Source organism: Pseudomonas sp. BJa5, from assembly GCF_030272875.2.
Classification (GTDB): domain Bacteria; phylum Pseudomonadota; class Gammaproteobacteria; order Pseudomonadales; family Pseudomonadaceae; genus Aquipseudomonas.
In genome coordinates this window covers 45,721-65,538 of the sequence record NZ_JALRNG020000026.1, presented here as the reverse complement: position 1 = coordinate 65,538, position 19,818 = coordinate 45,721, and the positions used below count along the sequence as shown (strand labels likewise).

At 63.5% G+C, this 19,818-nt stretch carries 18 protein-coding genes; 12 read left to right on the top strand and 6 right to left on the bottom strand.

Annotated elements, in window-relative coordinates:
• Positions 1–67: 67 nt before the first annotated feature.
• From M2D63_RS16020 to M2D63_RS16005, 4 genes are read left to right on the top strand one after another with little or no spacing between them, the layout of a single operon-like run.
• Positions 68–1,228, top strand: coding sequence for a sensor histidine kinase (locus tag M2D63_RS16020; RefSeq protein ID WP_285863922.1), 1,161 nt, complete (start codon positions 68–70; stop codon positions 1,226–1,228).
• Positions 1,225–2,007 (top strand): endonuclease/exonuclease/phosphatase family protein, encoded by a 783-nt coding sequence (locus tag M2D63_RS16015; RefSeq protein ID WP_285863921.1) that lies wholly within the window; start codon positions 1,225–1,227, stop codon positions 2,005–2,007. The genes M2D63_RS16020 and M2D63_RS16015 overlap by 4 nt, the downstream gene beginning before the upstream one ends.
• Positions 2,004–3,215 (top strand): cardiolipin synthase ClsB, encoded by a 1,212-nt coding sequence (gene clsB, locus M2D63_RS16010; RefSeq protein ID WP_285863920.1) that lies wholly within the window; start codon positions 2,004–2,006, stop codon positions 3,213–3,215. Before M2D63_RS16015 ends, clsB begins: the two co-directional genes overlap by 4 nt.
• Positions 3,212–4,171 carry a lysylphosphatidylglycerol synthase domain-containing protein gene (locus tag M2D63_RS16005; protein ID WP_285863919.1) on the top strand — a complete coding sequence of 320 codons (960 nt, stop codon included), beginning with the start codon at positions 3,212–3,214 and terminating at the stop codon, positions 4,169–4,171. Before clsB ends, M2D63_RS16005 begins: the two co-directional genes overlap by 4 nt.
• Here the strand turns inward: M2D63_RS16005 and M2D63_RS16000 are convergent.
• Together M2D63_RS16000 and M2D63_RS15995 are read right to left on the bottom strand one after the other, a co-directional pair.
• Positions 4,132–6,210: a PAS domain-containing sensor histidine kinase gene (locus M2D63_RS16000; protein ID WP_285863918.1), complete on the bottom strand. Its 2,079-nt coding sequence runs from the start codon at positions 6,208–6,210 to the stop codon at positions 4,132–4,134. The genes M2D63_RS16005 and M2D63_RS16000 overlap by 40 nt on opposite strands.
• Before the next feature lie 31 nt (positions 6,211–6,241).
• Positions 6,242–6,685, bottom strand: coding sequence for a nucleoside deaminase (locus M2D63_RS15995; RefSeq protein ID WP_285863936.1), 444 nt, complete (start codon positions 6,683–6,685; stop codon positions 6,242–6,244).
• Positions 6,686–6,854: 169 nt separating this feature from the next.
• Between M2D63_RS15995 and M2D63_RS15990 the strand changes: the two genes are divergently transcribed.
• Both M2D63_RS15990 and M2D63_RS15985 read left to right on the top strand, forming a co-directional pair.
• Positions 6,855–7,556, top strand: coding sequence for a type 1 glutamine amidotransferase domain-containing protein (locus tag M2D63_RS15990; RefSeq protein ID WP_285863917.1), 702 nt, complete (start codon positions 6,855–6,857; stop codon positions 7,554–7,556).
• A 107-nt stretch (positions 7,557–7,663) separates the two neighbouring features.
• On the top strand, positions 7,664–8,452 hold the full coding sequence (locus M2D63_RS15985) for a CSS-motif domain-containing protein (protein ID WP_285863916.1): 789 nt from the start codon (positions 7,664–7,666) through the stop codon (positions 8,450–8,452).
• 60 nt (positions 8,453–8,512) lie between these two features.
• Here the strand turns inward: M2D63_RS15985 and hppD are convergent, their stop codons facing one another.
• Positions 8,513–9,589, bottom strand: a complete 1,077-nt coding sequence (hppD, locus tag M2D63_RS15980) for a 4-hydroxyphenylpyruvate dioxygenase (protein ID WP_285863915.1) — start codon at positions 9,587–9,589, stop codon at positions 8,513–8,515.
• A 308-nt stretch (positions 9,590–9,897) separates the two neighbouring features.
• On the opposite strand from hppD, the gene M2D63_RS15975 reads away from it, so the two are divergent.
• Positions 9,898–11,481, top strand: a complete 1,584-nt coding sequence (locus tag M2D63_RS15975) for an EAL domain-containing protein (RefSeq protein WP_285863914.1) — start codon at positions 9,898–9,900, stop codon at positions 11,479–11,481.
• 76 nt (positions 11,482–11,557) lie between these two features.
• On the top strand, positions 11,558–12,445 hold the full coding sequence (gene rarD / locus M2D63_RS15970) for an EamA family transporter RarD (protein WP_285863913.1): 888 nt from the start codon (positions 11,558–11,560) through the stop codon (positions 12,443–12,445).
• On the opposite strand, the gene M2D63_RS15965 is transcribed toward rarD, so the two are convergent.
• Complete coding sequence (locus tag M2D63_RS15965) at positions 12,408–13,979, bottom strand: TerC family protein (protein WP_285863912.1); 1,572 nt, start codon at positions 13,977–13,979, stop codon at positions 12,408–12,410. The two genes, rarD and M2D63_RS15965, sit on opposite strands and share 38 nt — an antisense overlap.
• A 348-nt stretch (positions 13,980–14,327) precedes the next feature.
• Between M2D63_RS15965 and M2D63_RS15960 the strand changes: the two genes are divergently transcribed.
• The gene (locus tag M2D63_RS15960; protein WP_285863911.1) at positions 14,328–14,915 is read left to right on the top strand and encodes a LysE family translocator; all 588 of its coding nucleotides are present in this window, start codon (positions 14,328–14,330) and stop codon (positions 14,913–14,915) included.
• On the opposite strand, the gene M2D63_RS15955 is transcribed toward M2D63_RS15960, so the two are convergent.
• Positions 14,904–15,689, bottom strand: a complete 786-nt coding sequence (locus M2D63_RS15955; protein WP_285863910.1) for an AraC family transcriptional regulator — start codon at positions 15,687–15,689, stop codon at positions 14,904–14,906. The genes M2D63_RS15960 and M2D63_RS15955 overlap by 12 nt on opposite strands.
• Positions 15,690–15,694: 5 nt before the next feature.
• The gene (locus M2D63_RS15950) at positions 15,695–16,237 is read right to left on the bottom strand and encodes a helix-turn-helix domain-containing protein (RefSeq protein WP_285863909.1); all 543 of its coding nucleotides are present in this window, start codon (positions 16,235–16,237) and stop codon (positions 15,695–15,697) included.
• A gap of 160 nt (positions 16,238–16,397) precedes the next feature.
• On the opposite strand from M2D63_RS15950, the gene M2D63_RS15945 reads away from it, so the two are divergent.
• From M2D63_RS15945 to M2D63_RS15935, 3 genes are all read left to right on the top strand, one after another.
• Positions 16,398–17,180, top strand: a complete 783-nt coding sequence (locus M2D63_RS15945; RefSeq protein ID WP_285863908.1) for an aldolase — start codon at positions 16,398–16,400, stop codon at positions 17,178–17,180.
• Between the two features lie 37 nt (positions 17,181–17,217).
• The gene (locus M2D63_RS15940) at positions 17,218–18,102 is read left to right on the top strand and encodes a dihydrodipicolinate synthase family protein (protein ID WP_285863907.1); all 885 of its coding nucleotides are present in this window, start codon (positions 17,218–17,220) and stop codon (positions 18,100–18,102) included.
• 183 nt (positions 18,103–18,285) lie between these two features.
• Positions 18,286–19,815, top strand: coding sequence for a catalase (locus M2D63_RS15935; RefSeq protein WP_405310296.1), 1,530 nt, complete (start codon positions 18,286–18,288; stop codon positions 19,813–19,815).
• Positions 19,816–19,818 lie beyond the last annotated feature (3 nt).

The window sequence follows — 19,818 nt, the reverse complement described above, 5'->3', positions numbered from 1 at the left end:
CCAGTGATAGTGCAACGACAGTAACCCCTGGCATCCGCTGTCCTTGCCCTGTCACAGGAGATCCACCGTGGCCGATCTGTCGCTCGACTGCGAACGCGCCCTGATACTGGCTGGCGAACCCCTGGGCCAGTTGACCTTCGACCTGCTCAACAAGGCAGGCATCGAAGCGCTGGCGGCTGCGACCCTGGAAGAACTGGGGGCGGCCCTGGACCATGGCGCAGGCCTGGCTATCGTCGACGAGCAGACCCTCGAAAGTAGCAACTTGTCGCCGCTGCAACGCTACTTCGACCGCCAGCCCGACTGGTCGAACCTGCCGGTGGTGCTGCTGACCCACACGCACAAGGGCCGGGCAGCGCCGCGGGCACGAACGATCGATCTGGGCAACTTCTTCGAGCTGCAATGCCCGTTCGACCCCGCCAGCCTGCTGGCCCTGGCCCATTCCTCGTTGCGTGCCCGGCGCCGCCAGTACCAGATCCGCAACCAGGACCAGGCGCGGAAAATGGAAGCGATCGGGCAACTGGCGGGCAGCGTCGCCCATGACTTCAACAACCTGTTGACCGGGATCGGTGGCAGCCTGGAGCTGATTGACAAGCGTCTGAAACAAGGGCGAACCGAGACCCTGCCCGGCCTGCTCGAGCTCAGTCGCAATGCCGTCAAGCGCGCTGCCAGCATGACCCACAACCTGCTGGCCTTTGCCAGCCGGCAATCGCTGGACAGCCGCCCCGTGCAGTTGCGCGAGCTGTTGTGCGCAGCGCAACTCGAACCGCTGCTCGATCCGCAGGTAAACCTCAAGGTCGAAACCGCCAGCGGACTGTGGCCCGCCCATGTCGACCCGCAGCAGTTGCAGGAGGCCGTGGGCAATCTGCTGCGCAATGCCTGCGAAGCCATGCCCGACGGCGGACGCCTGACCATCAAGGCGAGCAACCAGCACCTGGAGGCCAACCACTTCGGTCGCCATGCCCTGCCTACGGGCGATTATGTCCGCCTGAGCATCGTCGACACCGGCTGCGGCATGGCGCAAAGTACCCTGGAGCGCGCCTTCGACCCCTTCTACACCACCAAGCCCGTCGGTCAGGGCACCGGCCTCGGGCTGTCGATGGTCTATGGCTTCAGCAACCAATCCGGGGGGCACGTCACGCTGAACAGCCAGCTCGGACAGGGTACCCGAGTCGATATCTATCTGCCCCGTTGCAATGACCAGATGCCGGGCAAGGCGACTTCGTCATGAGCCAGCCGCTACCCGCTGACACCCTGGCTGCGGCATCGGCCGTGGACGCTGTACGGGTGCTGACCGTCAACGCCCACAAGGGTTTCAGCCCGTTGAACCGCCACTATGTGCTGCCCGAGTTGCGCGAGGCGGTGCGCAGCGAAGATGCCGACCTGGTGTTTCTCCAGGAAGTACTCGGCAGTCATCGCCAGCATGGCCGGCGTCATCCCAACTGGTCGGACGTGCCGCAGTACGAGTTCCTGGCCGACAGCCTGTGGCCGGTATTCGCCTATGGACGCAATGCGGTGTACCCCGACGGCGAGCATGGCAATGCGCTGTTGTCCAAGTACCCGATCCTGCGCCACGACAACCTCGATATCAGCGTCAAAGGCCGTGAGCAGCGCGGCTTGCTGCATTCGGTACTGGCCTTGCCGGGCGCACGGGAACTGCATGCCATCTGTGTGCACCTGGGCCTGGACGAACGCCAGCGCCAGCAACAGTTGCAGCTGTTGTGTCGCCTGCTCGACCCGCTGCCGGACAACGCCCCGGTGATCGTCGCCGGCGACTTCAACGACTGGCGCCGCCGTGCCGATGCGTGCCTGTCCGGTTGCGGCTTGAAGGAGGTCTTCACCCAGGCCTATGGCCGTCCTGCCCGCAGCTTTCCGGCGCGCTGGCCGCTGCTGTGCCTGGACCGTATCTACCTGCGCAATGCCCGGGCCCACGCGCCCAAGGTCGTGGCGCGCAAACCCTGGACGCACCTGTCCGATCACCTGCCGCTGGCCGTGGAGGTGCGCTGGTGAACAGTCAGTGGCGTGCCGACAATCAGGTCCAACTGCTGATCAACGGCGAGGACTACTTCCCCAGTGTATTTGCCGCCATCGACTGCGCGCGGGAAGAGATCCTGCTGGAAACCTTCATCATTTTCGAAGACAAGGTCGGTCGCCAACTGCAACAGCTGCTGATCGGCGCAGCACGTCGCGGTGTCCGCGTGCAGATGCTGGTCGATGGCTATGGCACCGCCGACCTCAGCCACGACTACCTCCAGGCCCTGAGCGATGCCGGGGTGCGCCTGCAGGCCTTCGACCCGCGCCCCAGACGCCTGGGGATGCGCACCAATCTGTTTCGCCGGCTGCACCGCAAGATCCTGGTGATCGACGGTGAAGTCGGGTTTGTCGGCGGCATCAACTACAGCGCCGACCACCTGGCCGACTTCGGTCCCATGGCCAAGCAGGACTACGCCGTGCAGGTACGCGGGCCGATTGTCGCCGACCTGCGCCAGGCCACCCTGGCCCTGCTTGCCGAATCGGCGACACTGCAGCGCCGCAGCCGCCACTGGTGGCAACGCGCCCTGCCCCTGGACGCCGACAGCGACCAGGCCAGCATGGTCCTGTGCATCCGCGACAACCAGGACCATCCCAACGATATCGAGCGGCATTACCTCAAGGCCCTGACTGCGGCCCGCGAACGCATCACCATCGCCAACGCCTATTTCTTTCCCGGCTACCGGCTGTTGCGCACCTTGCGCGACGCCGCCCGCCGTGGCGTGAAAGTCACCCTGGTGCTGCAAGGCATGCCCGACATGCCCCTGGTGCGCCTGTGTTCGCGCTTGCTGTACAACTACCTGCTGCGCGACGGGGTAAGGATCTTCGAGTACTGTGAGCGGCCCCTGCATGGCAAGGTCGCCCTGATCGATCGCCACTGGTCGACCGTGGGTTCAAGCAATCTCGACCCCTTGAGCCTGTCGCTGAACCTGGAAGCCAACCTGATCATTCGCGATGAGTCCCTTAACGAACGCCTGCACGAGCACCTGCAGGATTTGTGCGTGCACCGCTGCAAGCCGGTCTGCCGGCAACGGGTGATGCGCGGTTACTGGTGGCGTGCACCGTTGATTTTCCTGACCTTCCACTTCATTCGCCACTTTCCGGCCATGGCCGGCTGGCTGCCGGCCCATGTGCCACGCCTCAAGCCGCTGCTGCACGCGCGGCAACCGGCAGAGAAGACCACATGAGCCGGTCATCGAAGCGCTGGCGGCGTGCCAGGCAACTGCTGACCCTGGCCTTCTTCATCCTGGTGCCGATGCTGGTGATCAGCCTGCTCAGGAACCTGGACTGGGGCGAGGTCCACCAGGCCCTGGCCGCCTATCGCTGGCAGACCCTGGCCCTGGCGGTGCTGGTCAGCGCCTGCAGCTTCGTCCTGTTCAGTTGCTTCGACCTGCTGGGCCGGCGCTACACCGGTCACTCGCTGCCAGCCCGACAGGTACTGCCACTGGCGTTCGTCTGCTATGCCTTCAACCTCAACCTCAGCGCCTGGGTCGGTGCCATTGCCTTGCGCTATCGGCTGTACAGCCGGCTTGGCCTTGCGCTGGTGACCATCACCCGGATCCTCGGCCTGGGGCTTGTCACCAACTGGCTCGGCTATCTGTGCCTGGCCGGCGCGCTGTTCGCCAGTGGCTTGCCGCGCCTGCCGGCAGGGCTGGACATCGGCAGCACCGGCTTGCACCTGATCGGCCTGCTACTACTGGTCGCGGCCCTGGCCTACCTGCTGGCCTGCGCTTGCGCCCGGCGCCGGCGCTGGCACCTTCGCGGCCATGAAATCATCCTGCCTTCACTGCCCATGGCCGCCCTGCAGGCGCTGATGGGCGCCGGCAACTGGGCGCTGATGGCGCTGGTGATGTACAGCCTGCTGGCGGACAAAGTCGACTATCCGACGATCCTTGCGGTGTTGCTGATCAGCAGTATCGCCGGGGTCGTCACCCATATACCGGCAGGCCTGGGGGTACTGGAGACGGTGTTTCTCACCCTGTTGCACGCAAGCGTAGGCAAAGGCCCCCTGCTGGCGGCACTGATTGCCTACCGCGTCGTGTATTTTCTCTTGCCGCTGATGGTCGCCGGTGTGCTCTACCTGCTGCTCGAACGGGTGGCCAGTCAGCGCACTGGCGCCTCTCGCTCCGGCAGCGCCGGCTGATCACCCGCCAGCATCGCGCGCACCTGCTTGATCAGTGCCTGCAGGGAAAACGGCTTGGTCATCAGGGCGAATCCCGGCATCGGCAGCTGTGACTCGACCAGCCTGCGATCGGTCAAGCCGGTAATGAACAACACTTTCAGCTGCGGATCGAGCATCCGCGCGGCATTGGCCACCTGATCGCCGTTGAACTCGCCCGGCAGGCCGACGTCGGTGATCAGCAGATCCACCGGCCCCAGTTCGCGCAGCAAGCGGATTCCGCCATTGGCATCGCCCGCGTCGAACACGCTGTAGCCCTGCTCTTCCAGGGTTTCCTTGACCAGCGTGCGCAAGATCGACTCATCGTCGATCAGGACGATCCGTCCGCCCCTCGACCGGGTTGTTTCAAGGACCTGGACCTCCTGCTCCGGCGAGTCCTCGTCGAAACACCGCGGCAACAGCAGCTTGACCCGCGTGCCGGTGCCGGGGCTGGAGTCGATCCATGCCTGGCCGGCCGACTGGCGGACGAAACCGTAGACCATCGACAGGCCAAGCCCGGAACCCTGACCGGCAGGCTTGGTGGTGAAAAAAGGCTCGAAGGCACGCTCCAGGGTACCGGCATCCATGCCCCGCCCGTTGTCCTGCACCTGCAGGTAGTGATAGTCGCCCGGCGCCAGGCTGTCCGGTTCCCCGAGCTGGGCGGTGTGCCGCTCGTTGCCGGTGCTGATGCGCAGGCACCCTCCTGGCCCCATGGCGTCCCGGGCATTGAGGCACAGGTTGAGCACGGCGTTTTCCAGCTGGCTGGCATCGACCAGCACGGACCAGAGCGCAGGCTCGAACTGCAGCTGTACCTCGATGGCCGGCCCCATGGTCTGCTGGATCAAGTCCGCCATGCCCCGTATCTGCTCGCTCAGATCGACAGGACGCGGATCCAGCGCCTGGCGGCGTGAAAATGCCAGGAGCTGGTGCGTCAGTTCGGTTGCACGATCGGCAGCCTTTCGGGCGGCCTCGATATAGCGGGGCAACTGCTCCAGCCGCCCTTGGGCAAGACGGTGCTCGAGCATCTCGAGGCTGCCACCGATACCGGTGAGCAGGTTGTTGAAATCGTGGGCGATACCGTCGGTCAACTGACCGATGGCCTCCATTTTCTGGCTGTGGCGCAACATCGTCTCGGCGTGAAGCAGCGCCTCTTCACGCTCCCGCTCCAGGGTGACGTCGCTCCCCACTGCGGTAAAGCCTTGCTCGCCGGGCATCGCCGCCCAGTTGAACCAGCGGTAGTGGCCGTCCTTGTGACGCACGCGGCTGACCACGTTGTCGCTGGACAGGCCGGCACGCAACTGCTCGACGATGGTCTGCACTTGCTTGACGTCATCGACATGCACCAGGGACAAGACCGCCGCCCCCTGCATCTCGGCCGCCTCCCAGCCCAGCACCTGGCTCCAGGCCGGGTTCACGGCGGTGATGGTCAGGTCTGACTCAAGCGTCAGCATGACATCGGTGGACAATTGCCAGAAGCGATTGCGGTCGACGGTACGGGCCAGCACCTGTTGCTCGAAGGTTTCGGCCAGGGCCCGCCACTGCCGCGCCGCTTCGATACTGGCGGTGGTGTCGATCACGGTCTCGAGAAAACCGGCCACTTCGCCGCTTTCATCCCGCACGGGGCTGAAACAGAAGGTCAGGTAGGCCTTTTCCAGGGTGCCGTTGCGCTCGCTCATCAGGGGGAAGTTTTCGACGAAGATCGCCTCACCGGAATACGCCCTGAACACCATCGCCCCGAGACTGTCCCAGGACTCGGCCCAGACCTCGTCGAAGCTGCACCCAAGCGCTTCGGGCCTGGCGCCGAGGACCGGCTTGAAGGCGTCGTTGTAGAGCGTGACCATTTGCGGCCCCCAGACCAGGCAGCCGGGAAACCTGGACGCCAGCATCATGTCCACGGCGATGCGCAGCACGGCTGGCCAGGTCTGCAGGGGGCCAAGAGGCGTCTTGCCCCAGTCATGAGCGCCGATTTTCTCGCTCATGCCGCCTTGGGCAGCGGACAAGGCGCTCAGGTGAAGTACGTGCATGGCCTGACTCGGTGAGTTCGGGAGCTGCACGTCAGACCTGGCGGCCGATGTCTTCGTTCCAGAGTTCAGGCCTGGCCGCGATGAAATTCTTCATCAGTGTGATACAGGCCTCATTATGCTGGACATCCAGGGCCACGCCGCGGGAGCGCAACAGTTCCTCTTCGCCCATGAAGGTCTGGTTCTCACCGACAATCACGCGCTTGATCCCGTACAAGAGGATCGCTCCGCTGCACATCGCGCAAGGCGACAAGGTGGTGTACAGGGTCGAGGCCGCATACACCGAGGCGCTCTGGCGACCGGCATTCTCAAGGGCGTCCATCTCGCCATGGAGGATGGCGCTGCCCTGCTGCACCCGACGATTGTGCCCACGACCGATGATCCTGCCCTGGTGGACGAGCACCGAGCCGATCGGGATGCCGCCCTCTTCCAGGCCCTTGCGGGCTTCGTCGATGGCGGCCTGCATGAATTCGTCCACTGGCATGGTAGGGCTGGTCATCGAATGAACTCCGGTGTCTGGCGTAAGTCCAGAAAGGCTAGCACATAGCCAGCAAGGTATGGCGCCTGCGCCAGCCGCTACTATGCTGTATTAGTTTTCCTCGGCGATCCGGGCACCCCGGGTCCGAGCCAGTGAAGGGAGCCTGGTGATGAGCAAGAAGATTCTGGTGGTCCTGACCAATACGGCCAAATACCCGACGCTCAAGCGCGCGACCGGGCTCTGGCTGGGTGAGGCGGTGCACTTCGTCGAGAAAATCGAAAAGGCTGGCTACAAGGTCGATTACGTCAGCCCCAATGGCGGCTATGTGCCCATCGACCCCCATAGCCTGAGCATGGCCCAGGACCTCGATTGGGCTTGGTACAACGACAAGGCCTTCATGAATCGCCTGGGCACCACCTTGAATCCTGGCCAGGTCAAGGCCCAGGACTACAGTGCCATCTACTATACCGGCGGGCACGGAGTGATCTGGGACTTTCCGGACAACGCCGGCCTGCAGGAGCTGGCGCGCAAGATCTTCGAAGCCGGCGGTGTGGTGGCCTCGGTCTGCCATGGCGCCGTCGGCCTGCTGAACATCAAGCTCAGCGACAATTCCCTGCTGGTCAAGGACCGCGAGGTCACCGGTTTTTCCAACACCGAAGAACACCTGGCCGAACTGGACAAGGTGGTGCCGTACCTCACCGAAACCGAACTGGGTGCCCGTGGCGGGCTGTACCAGGCGACAGAGCCCTGGGAAACCTTTGCCATTGCCGACCAGAAGGAGGGACGGCTGATCACGGGCCAGAATCCGGCTTCCAGTGGCGCAGTGGCCGACCTGGTGATCAAGGCCCTGGAGGGCGCCCGACGCACTTGAATCCTTGTGCTGACGAGTACTACAAACGCTGATAAAGGGGCCTACAGGCGTAACAAGGTACGCAACTTTATGCTGGGTCACTGACTCATCATAGAGGCGATTCCCTTATGGCCCCATCCTCCCACGCAGGGCGCAGCCTGGTCGAGTTCCTGGTCACCCTGCTCATCGGACTCGCACCGGTTGCCTGTGGCTTGGTCGTCCTGTCGCTACAGGTCGAACGCAAGCAGGAAGAAACCATCGAAGTGACGGCCCGAGAAGCCATCTACGCCATCGACCGGGTGCTCGACACCCTGCACCAGTCCAGCAGCGTGGCGCTGAGCCTGGCCGCCCGATCCTGCGACACGGCACTGGCCGACTTGCGCCGGCAAGTGGTCATGCAACCGAGCGTGCGCAGCCTGGTACTGGTCAAGGGCAACCGGGCCTTCTGCAGCACGCTGTACGGCACCTTTGACCGCTTGATCGACCCGGGGACGTTCCTCAATCAACGCCTGCGCGTCGACCCGGGCAACGACGCCACCCCGGATGCCGCCGTCCTGCTCTACCGCTTGCAGGACTACCCCTACGGCGTATTGGCCGTGGCCGACATCAATGTGCTGCAAAATGAACTGCTGGGGTTTCAGAATACCGTGGTCCTGAGCCTGCAGTTCGGCCAGCAGTATGTCTGGTCGACAGGCAACGGCGAGTCCGCCCGGGTGCCCAACCATGAAGAAGACAAAATGCGCCTGACATCGGAGTTGTTCGGCTATACGGTGCACGCCGGCTATCCCGATGGTCATACCTGGCTGATGATCCGCCAGGCCGCCCTGGCAACCCTGCCCTCCCTGCTGCTGGTGGGCATCCTGACCGCAACCGTGGCGTACTGGGGGCTGTACAGGAGAAACCGCAGGTCACCATAGCTGCGCATAAAAAAAGGCCATCGGGATCACTCCCGATGGCCTTGCCATCACTCGGTAGCGTTACTCGACGTTCAACACGCCACGACGTACCTGGTCACGCTCGATGGATTCGAACAGTGCCTTGAAGTTGCCTTCACCGAAGCCATCATCGCCCTTGCGCTGGATGAACTCGAAGAATACCGGGCCCATCAGGGTCTCGGAGAAAATCTGCAGCAGCAGGCGCTTGTCCTCTGGCTGCGAGGAGCCGTCCAGCAGGATGCCGCGGGCTTGCAGCTCGCCAACCGGCTCGCCATGGCCCGGCAGGCGACCTTCGAGCATTTCGTAGTAGGTCTCGGGCGGTGCGGTCATGAAGCGCATGCCCAGCTTTTTCAGGGCATCCCAGCTCTTGAGCAGGTCGTCGGTGAGGAAGGCCACATGCTGGATGCCCTCGCCGTTGAACTGCATCAGGAACTCTTCGATCTGCCCGGCACCCTTGGACGATTCTTCGTTCAGCGGGATGCGGATCATGCCATCCGGCGCGGTCATGGCCTTGGAGGTCAGGCCGGTGTACTCGCCCTTGATGTCGAAGTAGCGGATCTCGCGGAAGTTGAACAGCCGCTCGTAGAACGCCGCCCAGTAGGCCATGCGGCCGCGGTAGACGTTGTGGGTCAGGTGGTCGATGATCTTCAGGCCCGCACCGACCGGGTTGCGGTCGACGCCTTCGATGAAGTTGAAGTCGATGTCATAGATCGAGCTGCCCTCTTCGAAGCGGTCGATCAGGTACAGCGGCGCACCACCGATGCCCTTGATCGCCGGCAGGCGCAGCTCCATCGGGCCGGTTTCGATCTCGACCGGCTGGGCACCCAGTTCCAGGGCACGGGCGTAGGCTTCATGGGCATTACGCACGCGGAAGGCCATGCCACAGACCGAAGGACCATGTTCGGCGGCGAAGTACGAGGCGATGCTTTTCGGCTCGTTGTTCAGGATCAGGTTGATGCCGCCCTGGCGATACAGGTGCACGTCCTTGGAACGGTGGGTCGCCACCTTGGTGAAGCCCATGATCTGGAAGATCGGCTCAAGGGTGCCAGGGGTCGGCGATGCGAACTCGATAAACTCGAAGCCCATCAGGCCCATCGGGTTTTCAAAAATGTCAGCCATGTTCTTTACCTCATCATCAAAGCGCTAATTACGGTGATCACTTGCTATCGATGTCGAGCGAAGATGGCGGCGCGCAGGAGATGCCCCTCACACTGCGTGCGAGGTAGTCACCATAGATCAGCTTGAACCCATGACACTTCATATGGACCCATTCTCGGCGGGTTGATTCCTCAGACGCGAGGAACCTTATTATTGTATGCGTAAGGTGATTCTACAGTGCGTAATCCAATTTGTCGCACTTTAAGTTCCGGCACAGCACCGACGAGCGGCTATCCTCTGCACAGGTTGCTCTTTTCAGGTTAGTCGCCATGCCCCTTTCGGTACAACGCCGTCGCCCTCGACGCCTCTGGCGCACCTTGCTGCCCTGGCTGGTGGGCGTGGTGCCCATCGTCGGCGGCATGGCGATCATGTACTGGCAGGCCGAGCGGGAACTGCAGAGCCGCAGCGTGGAAAATGCGCGCCAGGCAGTCAGTCAGGTCGAGCGCATCCTCGATAACATCTCCGCCGCCGCCAGGGAACTGCTGCCGCTGGCCGGCCAGCCTTGCGCCGCGGAGAAACTGGCGCTGCGCGACCAGGTCACCCGGCGTGCCTTCGTACGCTCCACCAACCTCGAGTACCGCGGCGAACTGTATTGCAGTTCGTTGTTCGGCCCCTACAGCGAGCCTGTCGATGCCAACGACTATACCCAGGGCACGCTCTGGCTGATGAATGGCAACTCGGTCACCCCCGGGCATCCGTTGCTGGTGTACCGGGCCAGCGAGGGTGACCGTGGCGCCATCAGCACGGTCGATGGCGAACACCTGATCATCGCCCTGCAGACGATAGGCGCAGGTAACCGCCTGGTGTTGCGGGTCGGACAGAACTGGATGAACCGCGACGGCCTGGTCCGCCAGGGGCCGGTGCGGCCGGCGGAGGTGGCGCCGGTCAGCCTCGCGTCGGCGCGCTACCCGTTCGTTATCCAGGGCGGCTTTGCACAGGGTGCGGTCGGCCAGGTGATGCGCAGCGAATACCCGGCCTTGTTCGGCCTGCTGGTGATGATCGGCGTCATCGCGGCCATGGCCTGTTACTGGCAACTGCAGCGGGCCGGCTCGACGCGGGCCGAGTTGCAGCGGGCCATGGAGGCCAACGAGTTCGTGCCCTATTTCCAGCCGGTGGTGCGCGGCGGCGACTACCGCTGGGCCGGTGTCGAGGTGCTGATGCGCTGGCAGCATCCACGCGAAGGCCTGGTACGTCCCGACCTGTTCATCCCCTATGCCGAACACAGCGGCCAGATCGTGCCCATGACCCGCCAATTGATGCAGCGCACGGCCGAACTGCTGGCGCCACATGCCGATGCCCTGGAAGACGGTTTTCACATCAGCATCAATATCACCGCCGATCACTGCCAGGACATGGTCCTGTTCGAGGATTGCCAGGCATTCCTCGCGGCCTTTCCCAAGGGCCGGGTGCTGCTGACCCTGGAGCTGACCGAACGCAAGCTGATTACCCCCAGCGATGTCACCCAGGCCTTGTTCGGCAAACTGCATGAGCTGGGCGTGCTGATTGCCCTGGACGACTTCGGCACCGGCCAATCGAGCCTGGCCTACCTGCGCCAGTTCCAGGTCGATTACCTGAAGATCGACCAGAGCTTCGTGGCCATGATCGGCGTCGATGCACTGTCGCTGCATATCCTCGACAGCATCATCGAGCTTTCCAGCAAGCTGGGGTTGGGGATTGTCGCCGAAGGCGTGGAAAATAGGACACAACGTGACTACCTGGCCCGGCACAACGTCGACTTCCAGCAAGGCTACCTGTTCGCCCGGCCAATGTCGGCGCACGACTTCATCCAGGCCCTGGAAACACAGGTACTGGTCACCGCTGTGGGAGCGGGCTTGACCCGCGACGCGATGTGACTGAATCGCGGGGCAAGCCCGCTCCCACAGGCCCCACAAGCACAATGGTTCCCCCTAATTCACCACCGAGGCCCTCGTGTCCAAAGGTATTGTTTCATCGGTGATGGCATCCTGCCTGTTCGCCGTGATGTATTTCTATACGTCCCTGCTGTCCCCGCTGGACGGCGAAGAGGTGTTTGGCTGGCGCACCTTGCTGACCCTGCCCTGCCTGACTTTGTTCATGCTGCTGAGCAAGGACTGGCCACTGGTCACCGGCCTGCTGGCCCGCATGCGCCAGAACCCGATCCTGCTGCTGGGGCAGATCGGCACCTCGTCGCTGATGGGCGTGCAGCTCTGGCTGTTTCTCTGGGCGCCGCTGCACGGGCGCAGCCTGGAAGTGTCGCTGGGCTATTTCCTGCTGCCGCTGACCATGGTCCTGACCGGACGCCTGGTCTATGGCGAGCGCCTGTCGCGCCTGCAGAAGGTCGCTGTGGCCTGCGCCGCCACCGGGGTCGGTCATGAGCTGTACCAGCACGGTAGTTTCGCCTGGGAAACCCTGCTGGTGGCCATCGGCTACCCGCTGTACTTCATCCTCCGGCGCAAGTGCCGCACCGATCACCTGGGTGGCCTCTGGGCCGACATGTGCCTGCTGTTGCCGGCGGCGTCGTACTTTGTCATCCAGGGGCCGATGAGCGCCCGGGACCTGGCCGAGCACCCGGCCCTGTATGGCCTGATTCCGCTCTTGGGGGCGATCAGTGCCCTGGCGCTGATCTGCTACGTGCTGGCCAGCCGCCTGCTGGCGTTCAGCCTGTTCGGCCTGCTCAGCTATGTCGAACCGGTGCTGCTGGTCGGCGTGGCCCTGCTACTGGGCGAGACCATCGGTCCCGACCAGTGGCTGACCTACCTGCCCATCTGGGCGGCCGTGCTGGTGCTGATCCTCGAAGGCGTCAAGCACCTGCTGCGTCAACAGCGGCGCCCGGTGTAAGGCGCACCTCTCGGACCCGACGTTCCTCCACGGCAACCACGGTCATCTGCCAGCCGTTCCAGTGCAGGCTGTCGCCGACCACCGGCAAGCGGTCGAGCAGGCTCATCACCAGGCCCGCAAGGGTCTGGTAATCCTCGGTCGGTCTGGCGGCAAAACCGGTGCGCGCCTGGATCTGGCTGAGGTTCAGGGCACCACTGACGACAAAGCCCTGCTCGTCCTCGACGATCCCCGGCCCTTCGACCTCGCTGGCGTCAGGCAACTCACCGGCGATGGACTCGAGGATGTCGGTCATGGTCAGGACACCGGTGAAATCACCGAATTCATTGACCACGAAGGCAATGTGGGTCGACTGGCTGCGCATCTGCTCCAGGGCGTTGAGGATGCTGAAGCTCTCCAGCAGGTTCAGCGGCGCACGCACCAGGCTTTCCAGGTCTGGCTGGTTGCCGGCCAACAGCTCCTTGAGCAGTTCCTTCTTGTGCACGAAGCCCAGCGGTTCCTCGATGCGACCGTTGCGAATCAGCGGCAAGCGTGAGTAGGACGAATGCATCAACGCCGTGCGGATCGCCTCGGGGGGCTGGGCCAGGTCGATGGCATCGACCTTGGCCCGCACCGTCATCAAGGTCTTGATCGGCCGCTCGGCCAGGTTCAGTACGCCGCTGATCATCACTCGCTCGCGGCGGTCGAACAGCACCTGCTCTTCACCGCCCTCGACCAGGTCGGCAATCTCCTCGCCCACCTCATCGGCCTCGATGCGCCGCCCGCCCAGCAGGCGCAGCACGGCATGGGCGGTGCGCTCACGCAATGGCCGGTGCTGTTGCAGGCTGCGCTTGCGCCGGGCCCGGGCCAACTGGTTGAACACCTCGATCAGGATCGAGAAGCCAATGGCCGCATACAGGTAGCCCTTGGGAATATGGAACCCCAGGCCTTCGGCGGTCAGGCTGAAACCGATCATCATCAAGAAGCCCAGGCACAGCATGATCACCGTCGGGTGGCTGTTGACGAAGCGGGTCAGCGGCTTGCTGGCGACGATCATGATACCGATGGAGAAGATCACCGCGATCATCATCACCGACAACTGCTCGACCATGCCCACGGCGGTGATCACCGCATCCAGGGAGAACACCGCGTCGAGCACCACGATCTGCGCCACGATCGGCCAGAACGCGGCATGACGAGCATTGCCGTTGGTCTGGGCCACATGCCCCTCAAGGCGTTCGTGCAGCTCCATGGTGGCCTTGAACAACAGGAACACACCACCGAACAGCATGATCAGGTCACGGCCGGAGAAGCTCTTGTCGAACACCTCGAACAAGGGCGCGGTGAGGGTCACCATCCAGGAAATACTGGCCAACAGGCCCAGGCGCATGATCAGCGCCAGCGACAGGCCGATCACCCGCGCACGGTCGCGCTGATGGGGCGGCAACTTGTCGGCGAGGATGGCGATGAACACCAGGTTGTCGATACCCAGTACCAGTTCCAGGACAATCAGCGTGGCTAGGCCCAGCCAGGCCGTAGGGTCGGCTAGCCATTCCATGGGCGGTCACTCATCTGCGGGTACAACGGGGAGACGTCACAAGGACAGGAGAAAGGCCGGGACGGCCAGCTACTGGGGGGCTCCGAGAACGAAGTCATATCAACCTGAGATCAATTAGGGAGGGAGATCCTACAATTGCAGCAGGGAATCCTCACAGCGCGAAACTATTACAAATTCTGTATAGCTGTGGGAGCGGGCTTGCCCCGCGATTGCGATTGACCGACACACCGCAATCGCGGGGCAAGTCGAGTCGTCGCACCGCCGCTCCCACAGCAGGGTAATTTTCTTCAATACCTGGATGTGTCGGGCCTTCAGACTCAGGCGACCTCATCCTAAGGACGAACACCCATGAGCCTGACCCTTTCCATGGCCGCCTTTGCCCTGGCCGCCTCCATCTCCCCCGGCCCGGTCAATATCATCGCCCTGGGCAGCGGCGCCCGCCACGGCTTGCGCGCCAGCCTCAGGCACGTCACCGGCGCCACTGTCGGCTTCAGCCTGCTGTTGCTGTTGATCGGCCTGGGCCTGCATGAACTGCTGCGCCACTGGCCGGCCATGACCCGGGTGCTGCATGTCGGCGGCGTGGCGTTCCTGCTGTACATGGCCTGGAAACTGGCCAGCGACCGAGGTGAACTGGGCCGTAACAACGAGGCGCCGCCCCCGTCGATGCTCACCGGGGCCACCCTGCAATGGCTCAACCCCAAGGCCTGGCTGGCCAGTGTCGCCGGTATCGGAGCGTACGTGGGCGAAGGCCAGACCGCCCTGCTCTGGCAGTTCACCGGGATCTATTTCGTTATCTGCTACCTGTCCATCGCCAGTTGGGCCTGGGCTGGCAGCATGATCAGCCACTACCTGGACAACCCGGCACGGGTGCGCCTGTTCAACCGCGTACTGGCGGCCCTGCTGGTAGCCAGCGCCCTCTACCTGCTACTGGCCTGAACGGTAATGGCCGGGCGTCGCCGCCAGGTGACGCTTGAACGCCCGCTGCAGGTGGGCCTGGTCGGCAAATCCGGCCTCCAGCGCCACCTCGGCGATCAACCGGCCGCGACGCAACTGGGCGCGGGCATATTGCACGCGCTGGTCGAGCAGGTAGCCGTGGGGCGTCAGGCCGAAGTGCTGCTTGAAGGCACGGATCAGGTACGAGGCGGACAGGCCAGCCGCCTCGCTGATGTCTTCCAGGCGCAGGGGCTCGGTGCAGTGTTCACGGATGTAACCGGCAGCAGCCAGCAGCCGTTGATTGTTCACCGGGCGATGCGGGTTGTCCGCACCAAAGCGCTGGATCAGGGCGCGGAAAAAAACCTGCAGCGCACTGTGCTTGCTGGCAGCGCCGCATTGCTCGTCGAGCAACAAGGCGTGCAGCTCGCACAAGTCCCGGTACAGGGACGGCGACTGGCTGCTGAGCACCGCAAGTGGCTGGAAGCCCAGGGCCTGCAGCCAGTTCAGGTCGACATACAGCATCAGGTAGGACCAGGGCTCACCGGCGATGGGATTGCAGGTGTGCACTGCGCCGGGATTCATCATCACCACCGTGCCGGCCGACACCTCCTGATCACTGTCGCCGCTCACATAGGTGCTGCGCCCGGCGGTAATCGCCCCGATCGAAAAGCTCTCATGGGAATGCGGCGCATAGCGGACCTTGCGCCCGTCATCGACGCTGCGCGCCTCGATGAACGGCAACGCCGGATCACGCCAGAATCGCGAATGCGTACTCATCACCACTAGCCCTCGGCGTCATGCACCACCACCAGCAACTGCGCCTGCACCTCGCCCAGCGAGCGTAGCCTGTGGGGGGTCTGGGCATTGAAGTACAGGGCGTCACCGCGCTCGAGAATCACCCGCTCGTTCATGAAGTCGACTTCCACCTGCCCTTCGTGGACGAACAGGAACTCCTCGCCCAGGTGCTCCTTGAAGGTCGAGTCGCTGAAGTCGGCGGGCGGGCTGATGATGAACGGCAACAGGCTGCGGCTGCCGATGTGCTTGGCCAGCACTGCATACCCCTGGCCCTGGGCACTGCTCGACAGCGCCTGACGCTCGCCGCTGCGCACCAGGCTGTAGCGGGCCTGGCCGGGCAAGTCTTCGGCGAACAGCTCTTCGACGTTGACATTCAACGCCCGCGCCAGCTTCAGGGCGGCAGCAATGGACGGCGTGTTCAGGCCACGCTCGACCTTGGACAGGTAGCTCTTGGTCATGCCAGACATTTCGGCCAGCGCTTCCAGGGTAATGCCCAGTTTTTTTCTTAACAATTTCAATCGGATAGACATGCGACGCAAATTTCCCAGTGTCACGGGCAGGATTTTACTTGCCAATGACACTTTGTGTCATTTAGCCTTGATTGTGTCATCGCGCTAACCGCCCCTCCACCTTCCAAGTAGCCGGGGCGGGCCAGCCGTGACACGTCCGAACACCAACGAGGATATCCCCATGGCCAAGACTATGGCATTGCCCAAGGACCAGCTGGTCAAGCAGGCCCTTACACAGATGCAAGGCTCGCTTGCCGATAATACGTGGACTGTACGCGAAAAGCTGGCCCTGACCTGCCGAATTCTCTTCGACAACGGCCACGATTCGGGCCTGGCCGGGCAAATCAGCGCCCGCGGCCCGCAACCTGGCACCTTCTACACCCAGCAACTGGGCCTGGGTTTCGATGAAATCACCGCCAGCAACCTGCTACTGGTCAACGAAGACCTGGACGTGCTCGAAGGCCAGGGCATGCCCAACCCGGCCAATCGCTTCCACAGCTGGGTGTACCGGGCGCGCCCGGATGTGAACTGCATCATCCACACCCACCCGACCCACGTCGCCGCCCTGTCGATGCTGGAGGTACCGCTGCAGGTTTCGCACATGGACCTGTGCCCGCTCTACGAAGACTGCGCCTTCCTCAAGGCCTGGCCGGGCGTGCCGGTGGGCAACGAAGAAGGCGAGATCATCAGCGCCGCACTGGGTGACAAGCGCGCCATCCTGCTCTCGCACCACGGTCAGTTGTCGACCGGCGCCAGCATCGAGGAAGCCTGTGTCATCGCCCAGTTGATCGAGCGCGCCGCCCGCCTGCAGTTGCTGGCCATGGCCGCCGGTGAGGTCAAGCCGATCGAACCTGCGCTGGGCCGCGAAGCCCACGACTGGATCTCACGCCCCAAACGCCACAGCGCGGCCTTCAACTACTATGCGCGGCAGTGCCTGCGGGTGCATGCCGACTGCCTGAACTGATCCCCGGCCCCATTTGCCTTTCTTGCGGAGCATCTTCATGACCACGACTTTTCACGGCAACATCGGCTACACCATTACCCCGTTCAGCGCTGACGGCGAGCAGCTCGACCTGCCGGCCCTGGGTCAATCCATCGAGCGCCTGATCGCCGGCGGCGTCCACGCCATTGCGCCCCTGGGCAGCACCGGCGAAGGCGCCTACCTGAGTGACCTGGAATGGCAACAGGTCGCCGAGTTCAGCCTGGCGCAGGTTGCCGGCCGGGTGCCAACCATCGTCAGCGTCTCGGACCTGACCACCGCCGGCGCCATCCGCCGCGCCCGCTTCGCCCAGGCCCACGGCGCCGACGCGGTGATGGTGCTGCCGAGCGCCTACTGGAAACTCAGCGAAGCCGAGATCCTCCAGCACTACCGGGCCATCGGCGCCAGCATCGACCTGCCGATCATGCTCTACAACAACCCGGCCACCAGTGGCACCGACATGTCGGTGGAGCTGATCCTGCGCATCGTACGCGAGGTCGGCAACGTGACCATGGTCAAGGAGAGTACCGGCGACATCCAGCGCATGCACAAACTGCAACTGCTCGGCGAAGGCCAGGTGCCCTTCTACAACGGTTGCAACCCGCTGGCCCTGGAGGCCTACGTGGCAGGCGCCAGCGGTTGGTGCACCGCCGCGCCGAACCTGATCCCGGCACTCAACCTTGCGTTGTACAACGCTGTGCAGGCCAACGACCTGGTCACCGCCAGGGCGGTGTTCTACCGCCAGTTGCCGCTGTTGGACTTCATCCTCAAGGGTGGCTTGCCGGCGACCATCAAGGCCGGACTGGCCTTGACCGGGCTTGAGGTGGGTGAGCCGCGTCGGCCAGTGTTTGCCCTGGACCCGGCGGGGAAAGACTACCTGCAGGCGCTGCTGCAACAGTTGCGCTGATACCCCCTGTCACCAGCCGTGCTGTTGGCGGCTGGTGCTGCGCAAGCACCAGCCGCTCCGGATTCTGCGCCCCTGTGCTGCCACAGCCTACATCCACCAAGGTATCGCCCTTATAGGTAGCCTGCTGCGAACCTCCTAGCATCGGTGGGGCTTGTCCCTATGCACATGGAGGTAGTAGTCATGATGAACAGCCAGACCTGTTCACGCGTTACCCTGGGCGCTCTCGCCTCGACAATACTGGTGGCCGGCAGCGTGTTCGCCAGCCCCCTGACCCTGGACAATGGCGCGCCGGTGGGCGACAACCAGAACTCCCAGACTGCCGGCAGCAACGGCCCGACCCTGCTGCAGGACGTGCACCTGATTCAGAAGCTGCAACGGTTCGACCGCGAGAAAATACCGGAGCGCGTGGTCCATGCGCGGGGTACCGGGGCGCACGGCGAGTTCATTGCCAGCGCCGACATTTCCGAACTGACCATGGCCAAGGTATTCACCCCGGGTCAGAAAACGCCAGTGTTCGTGCGCTTTTCATCCGTAGTGCATGGCAGCCACTCGCCAGAAACCTTGCGTGACCCGCGCGGATTCGCCACCAAGTTCTACACGGCCGATGGCAACTGGGACCTGGTCGGCAACAATTTCCCGACCTTCTTCATTCGCGATGCGATCAAGTTCCCGGACATGGTCCACGCCTTCAAGCCCGACCCCCGGACCAACCTCGGCAACGACGCCAGGCGCTTCGACTTCCTGTCGCACCTGCCCGAGGCGACCCGCACCCTGACCCTGCTGTACTCCAACGAGGGGACGCCCAAGAGCTACCGGCACATGGACGGCAACAGCGTCCACGCCTACAAGTTCATCAACGCCAAGGGTGAAGCCAGCTATGTGAAATTTCGCTGGAAGACGCTACAGGGCCAGAAGAACCTCGACCCTGGCGAGGTGGCAAGGATCCAGGGCCAGGACTTCAGTCACATGACCAACGACCTGGTCGCTGCGATCAAGCGCGGGGACCATCCGCGATGGGATCTGTACATCCAGACGCTCAAGCCCGAGCAGATGGCCGCCCTGGACTATGATCCGCTCGACCCGACCAAGATCTGGCCCGGTGTTGCGGAGCGCAAGATCGGCCAGATGGTCCTGAACCGCAATGTCGAAAACTTCTACCAGGAAACCGAACAGGTCACCCTGGCACCGTCCAACCTGGTACCGGGCATCGAGCCGTCGGAGGATCGCTTGCTGCAAGGCCGGCTGTTCTCCTACGCCGACACCCAGACCTACCGCGTCGGTGCCAATGCCATGAGCCTGCCGGTCAACCGACCCAAGGTCGCGGTGAACAATGGCAACCAGGACGGTGCGCTCAATGCGTCGCGCACGGTCGGCAGCGTCAATTACGAACCGAGCCGCAAGCAACCGCGCCCGGCCACCGAATCGGCACGCTATAGCCAGTTGCCCTTGAGTGGCACCACGCAACAGCAAGCCATCGCGCGCACCCAGAACTTCAAGCAGGCCGGTGAGCTCTACCGCAGTTATGACGCCAAGAACCGCCGGGACCTGATCAACAGTTTCGGCCAGTCGCTGGCCGGTAGCGACGACGAGAGCAAGCACATCATACTTTCATACCTGTACAAGGCCGATGCCGAGTACGGCAAGGGGGTATGCAAGGTTGCAGGCGGAAACCTGGCCAAGGTCAAGCAACTGGCGGCACGCCTGGAAGACTGATTG

Bases quoted from the DNA above. Each gene is read 5' to 3' on its own strand.
- M2D63_RS15965 (WP_285863912.1), bottom strand. From the start codon at position 13,979: ATGGAATGGCTAGCCGACCCTACGGCCTGGCTGGGCCTAGCCACGCTG.
- M2D63_RS16005 (WP_285863919.1), top strand. From the start codon at position 3,212: ATGAGCCGGTCATCGAAGCGCTGGCGGCGTGCCAGGCAACTGCTGACC.
- M2D63_RS15935 (WP_405310296.1), top strand. From the start codon at position 18,286: ATGAACAGCCAGACCTGTTCACGCGTTACCCTGGGCGCTCTCGCCTCG.
- M2D63_RS15985 (WP_285863916.1), top strand. From the start codon at position 7,664: ATGGCCCCATCCTCCCACGCAGGGCGCAGCCTGGTCGAGTTCCTGGTC.
- M2D63_RS15940 (WP_285863907.1), top strand. From the start codon at position 17,218: ATGACCACGACTTTTCACGGCAACATCGGCTACACCATTACCCCGTTC.
- M2D63_RS15955 (WP_285863910.1), bottom strand. From the start codon at position 15,689: ATGAGTACGCATTCGCGATTCTGGCGTGATCCGGCGTTGCCGTTCATC.
- M2D63_RS15960 (WP_285863911.1), top strand. From the start codon at position 14,328: ATGAGCCTGACCCTTTCCATGGCCGCCTTTGCCCTGGCCGCCTCCATC.
- M2D63_RS16015 (WP_285863921.1), top strand. From the start codon at position 1,225: ATGAGCCAGCCGCTACCCGCTGACACCCTGGCTGCGGCATCGGCCGTG.
- M2D63_RS16000 (WP_285863918.1), bottom strand. From the start codon at position 6,210: ATGCACGTACTTCACCTGAGCGCCTTGTCCGCTGCCCAAGGCGGCATG.
- M2D63_RS15990 (WP_285863917.1), top strand. From the start codon at position 6,855: ATGAGCAAGAAGATTCTGGTGGTCCTGACCAATACGGCCAAATACCCG.
- M2D63_RS15975 (WP_285863914.1), top strand. From the start codon at position 9,898: ATGCCCCTTTCGGTACAACGCCGTCGCCCTCGACGCCTCTGGCGCACC.
- M2D63_RS15950 (WP_285863909.1), bottom strand. From the start codon at position 16,237: ATGTCTATCCGATTGAAATTGTTAAGAAAAAAACTGGGCATTACCCTG.
- M2D63_RS15945 (WP_285863908.1), top strand. From the start codon at position 16,398: ATGGCCAAGACTATGGCATTGCCCAAGGACCAGCTGGTCAAGCAGGCC.
- hppD (WP_285863915.1), bottom strand. From the start codon at position 9,589: ATGGCTGACATTTTTGAAAACCCGATGGGCCTGATGGGCTTCGAGTTT.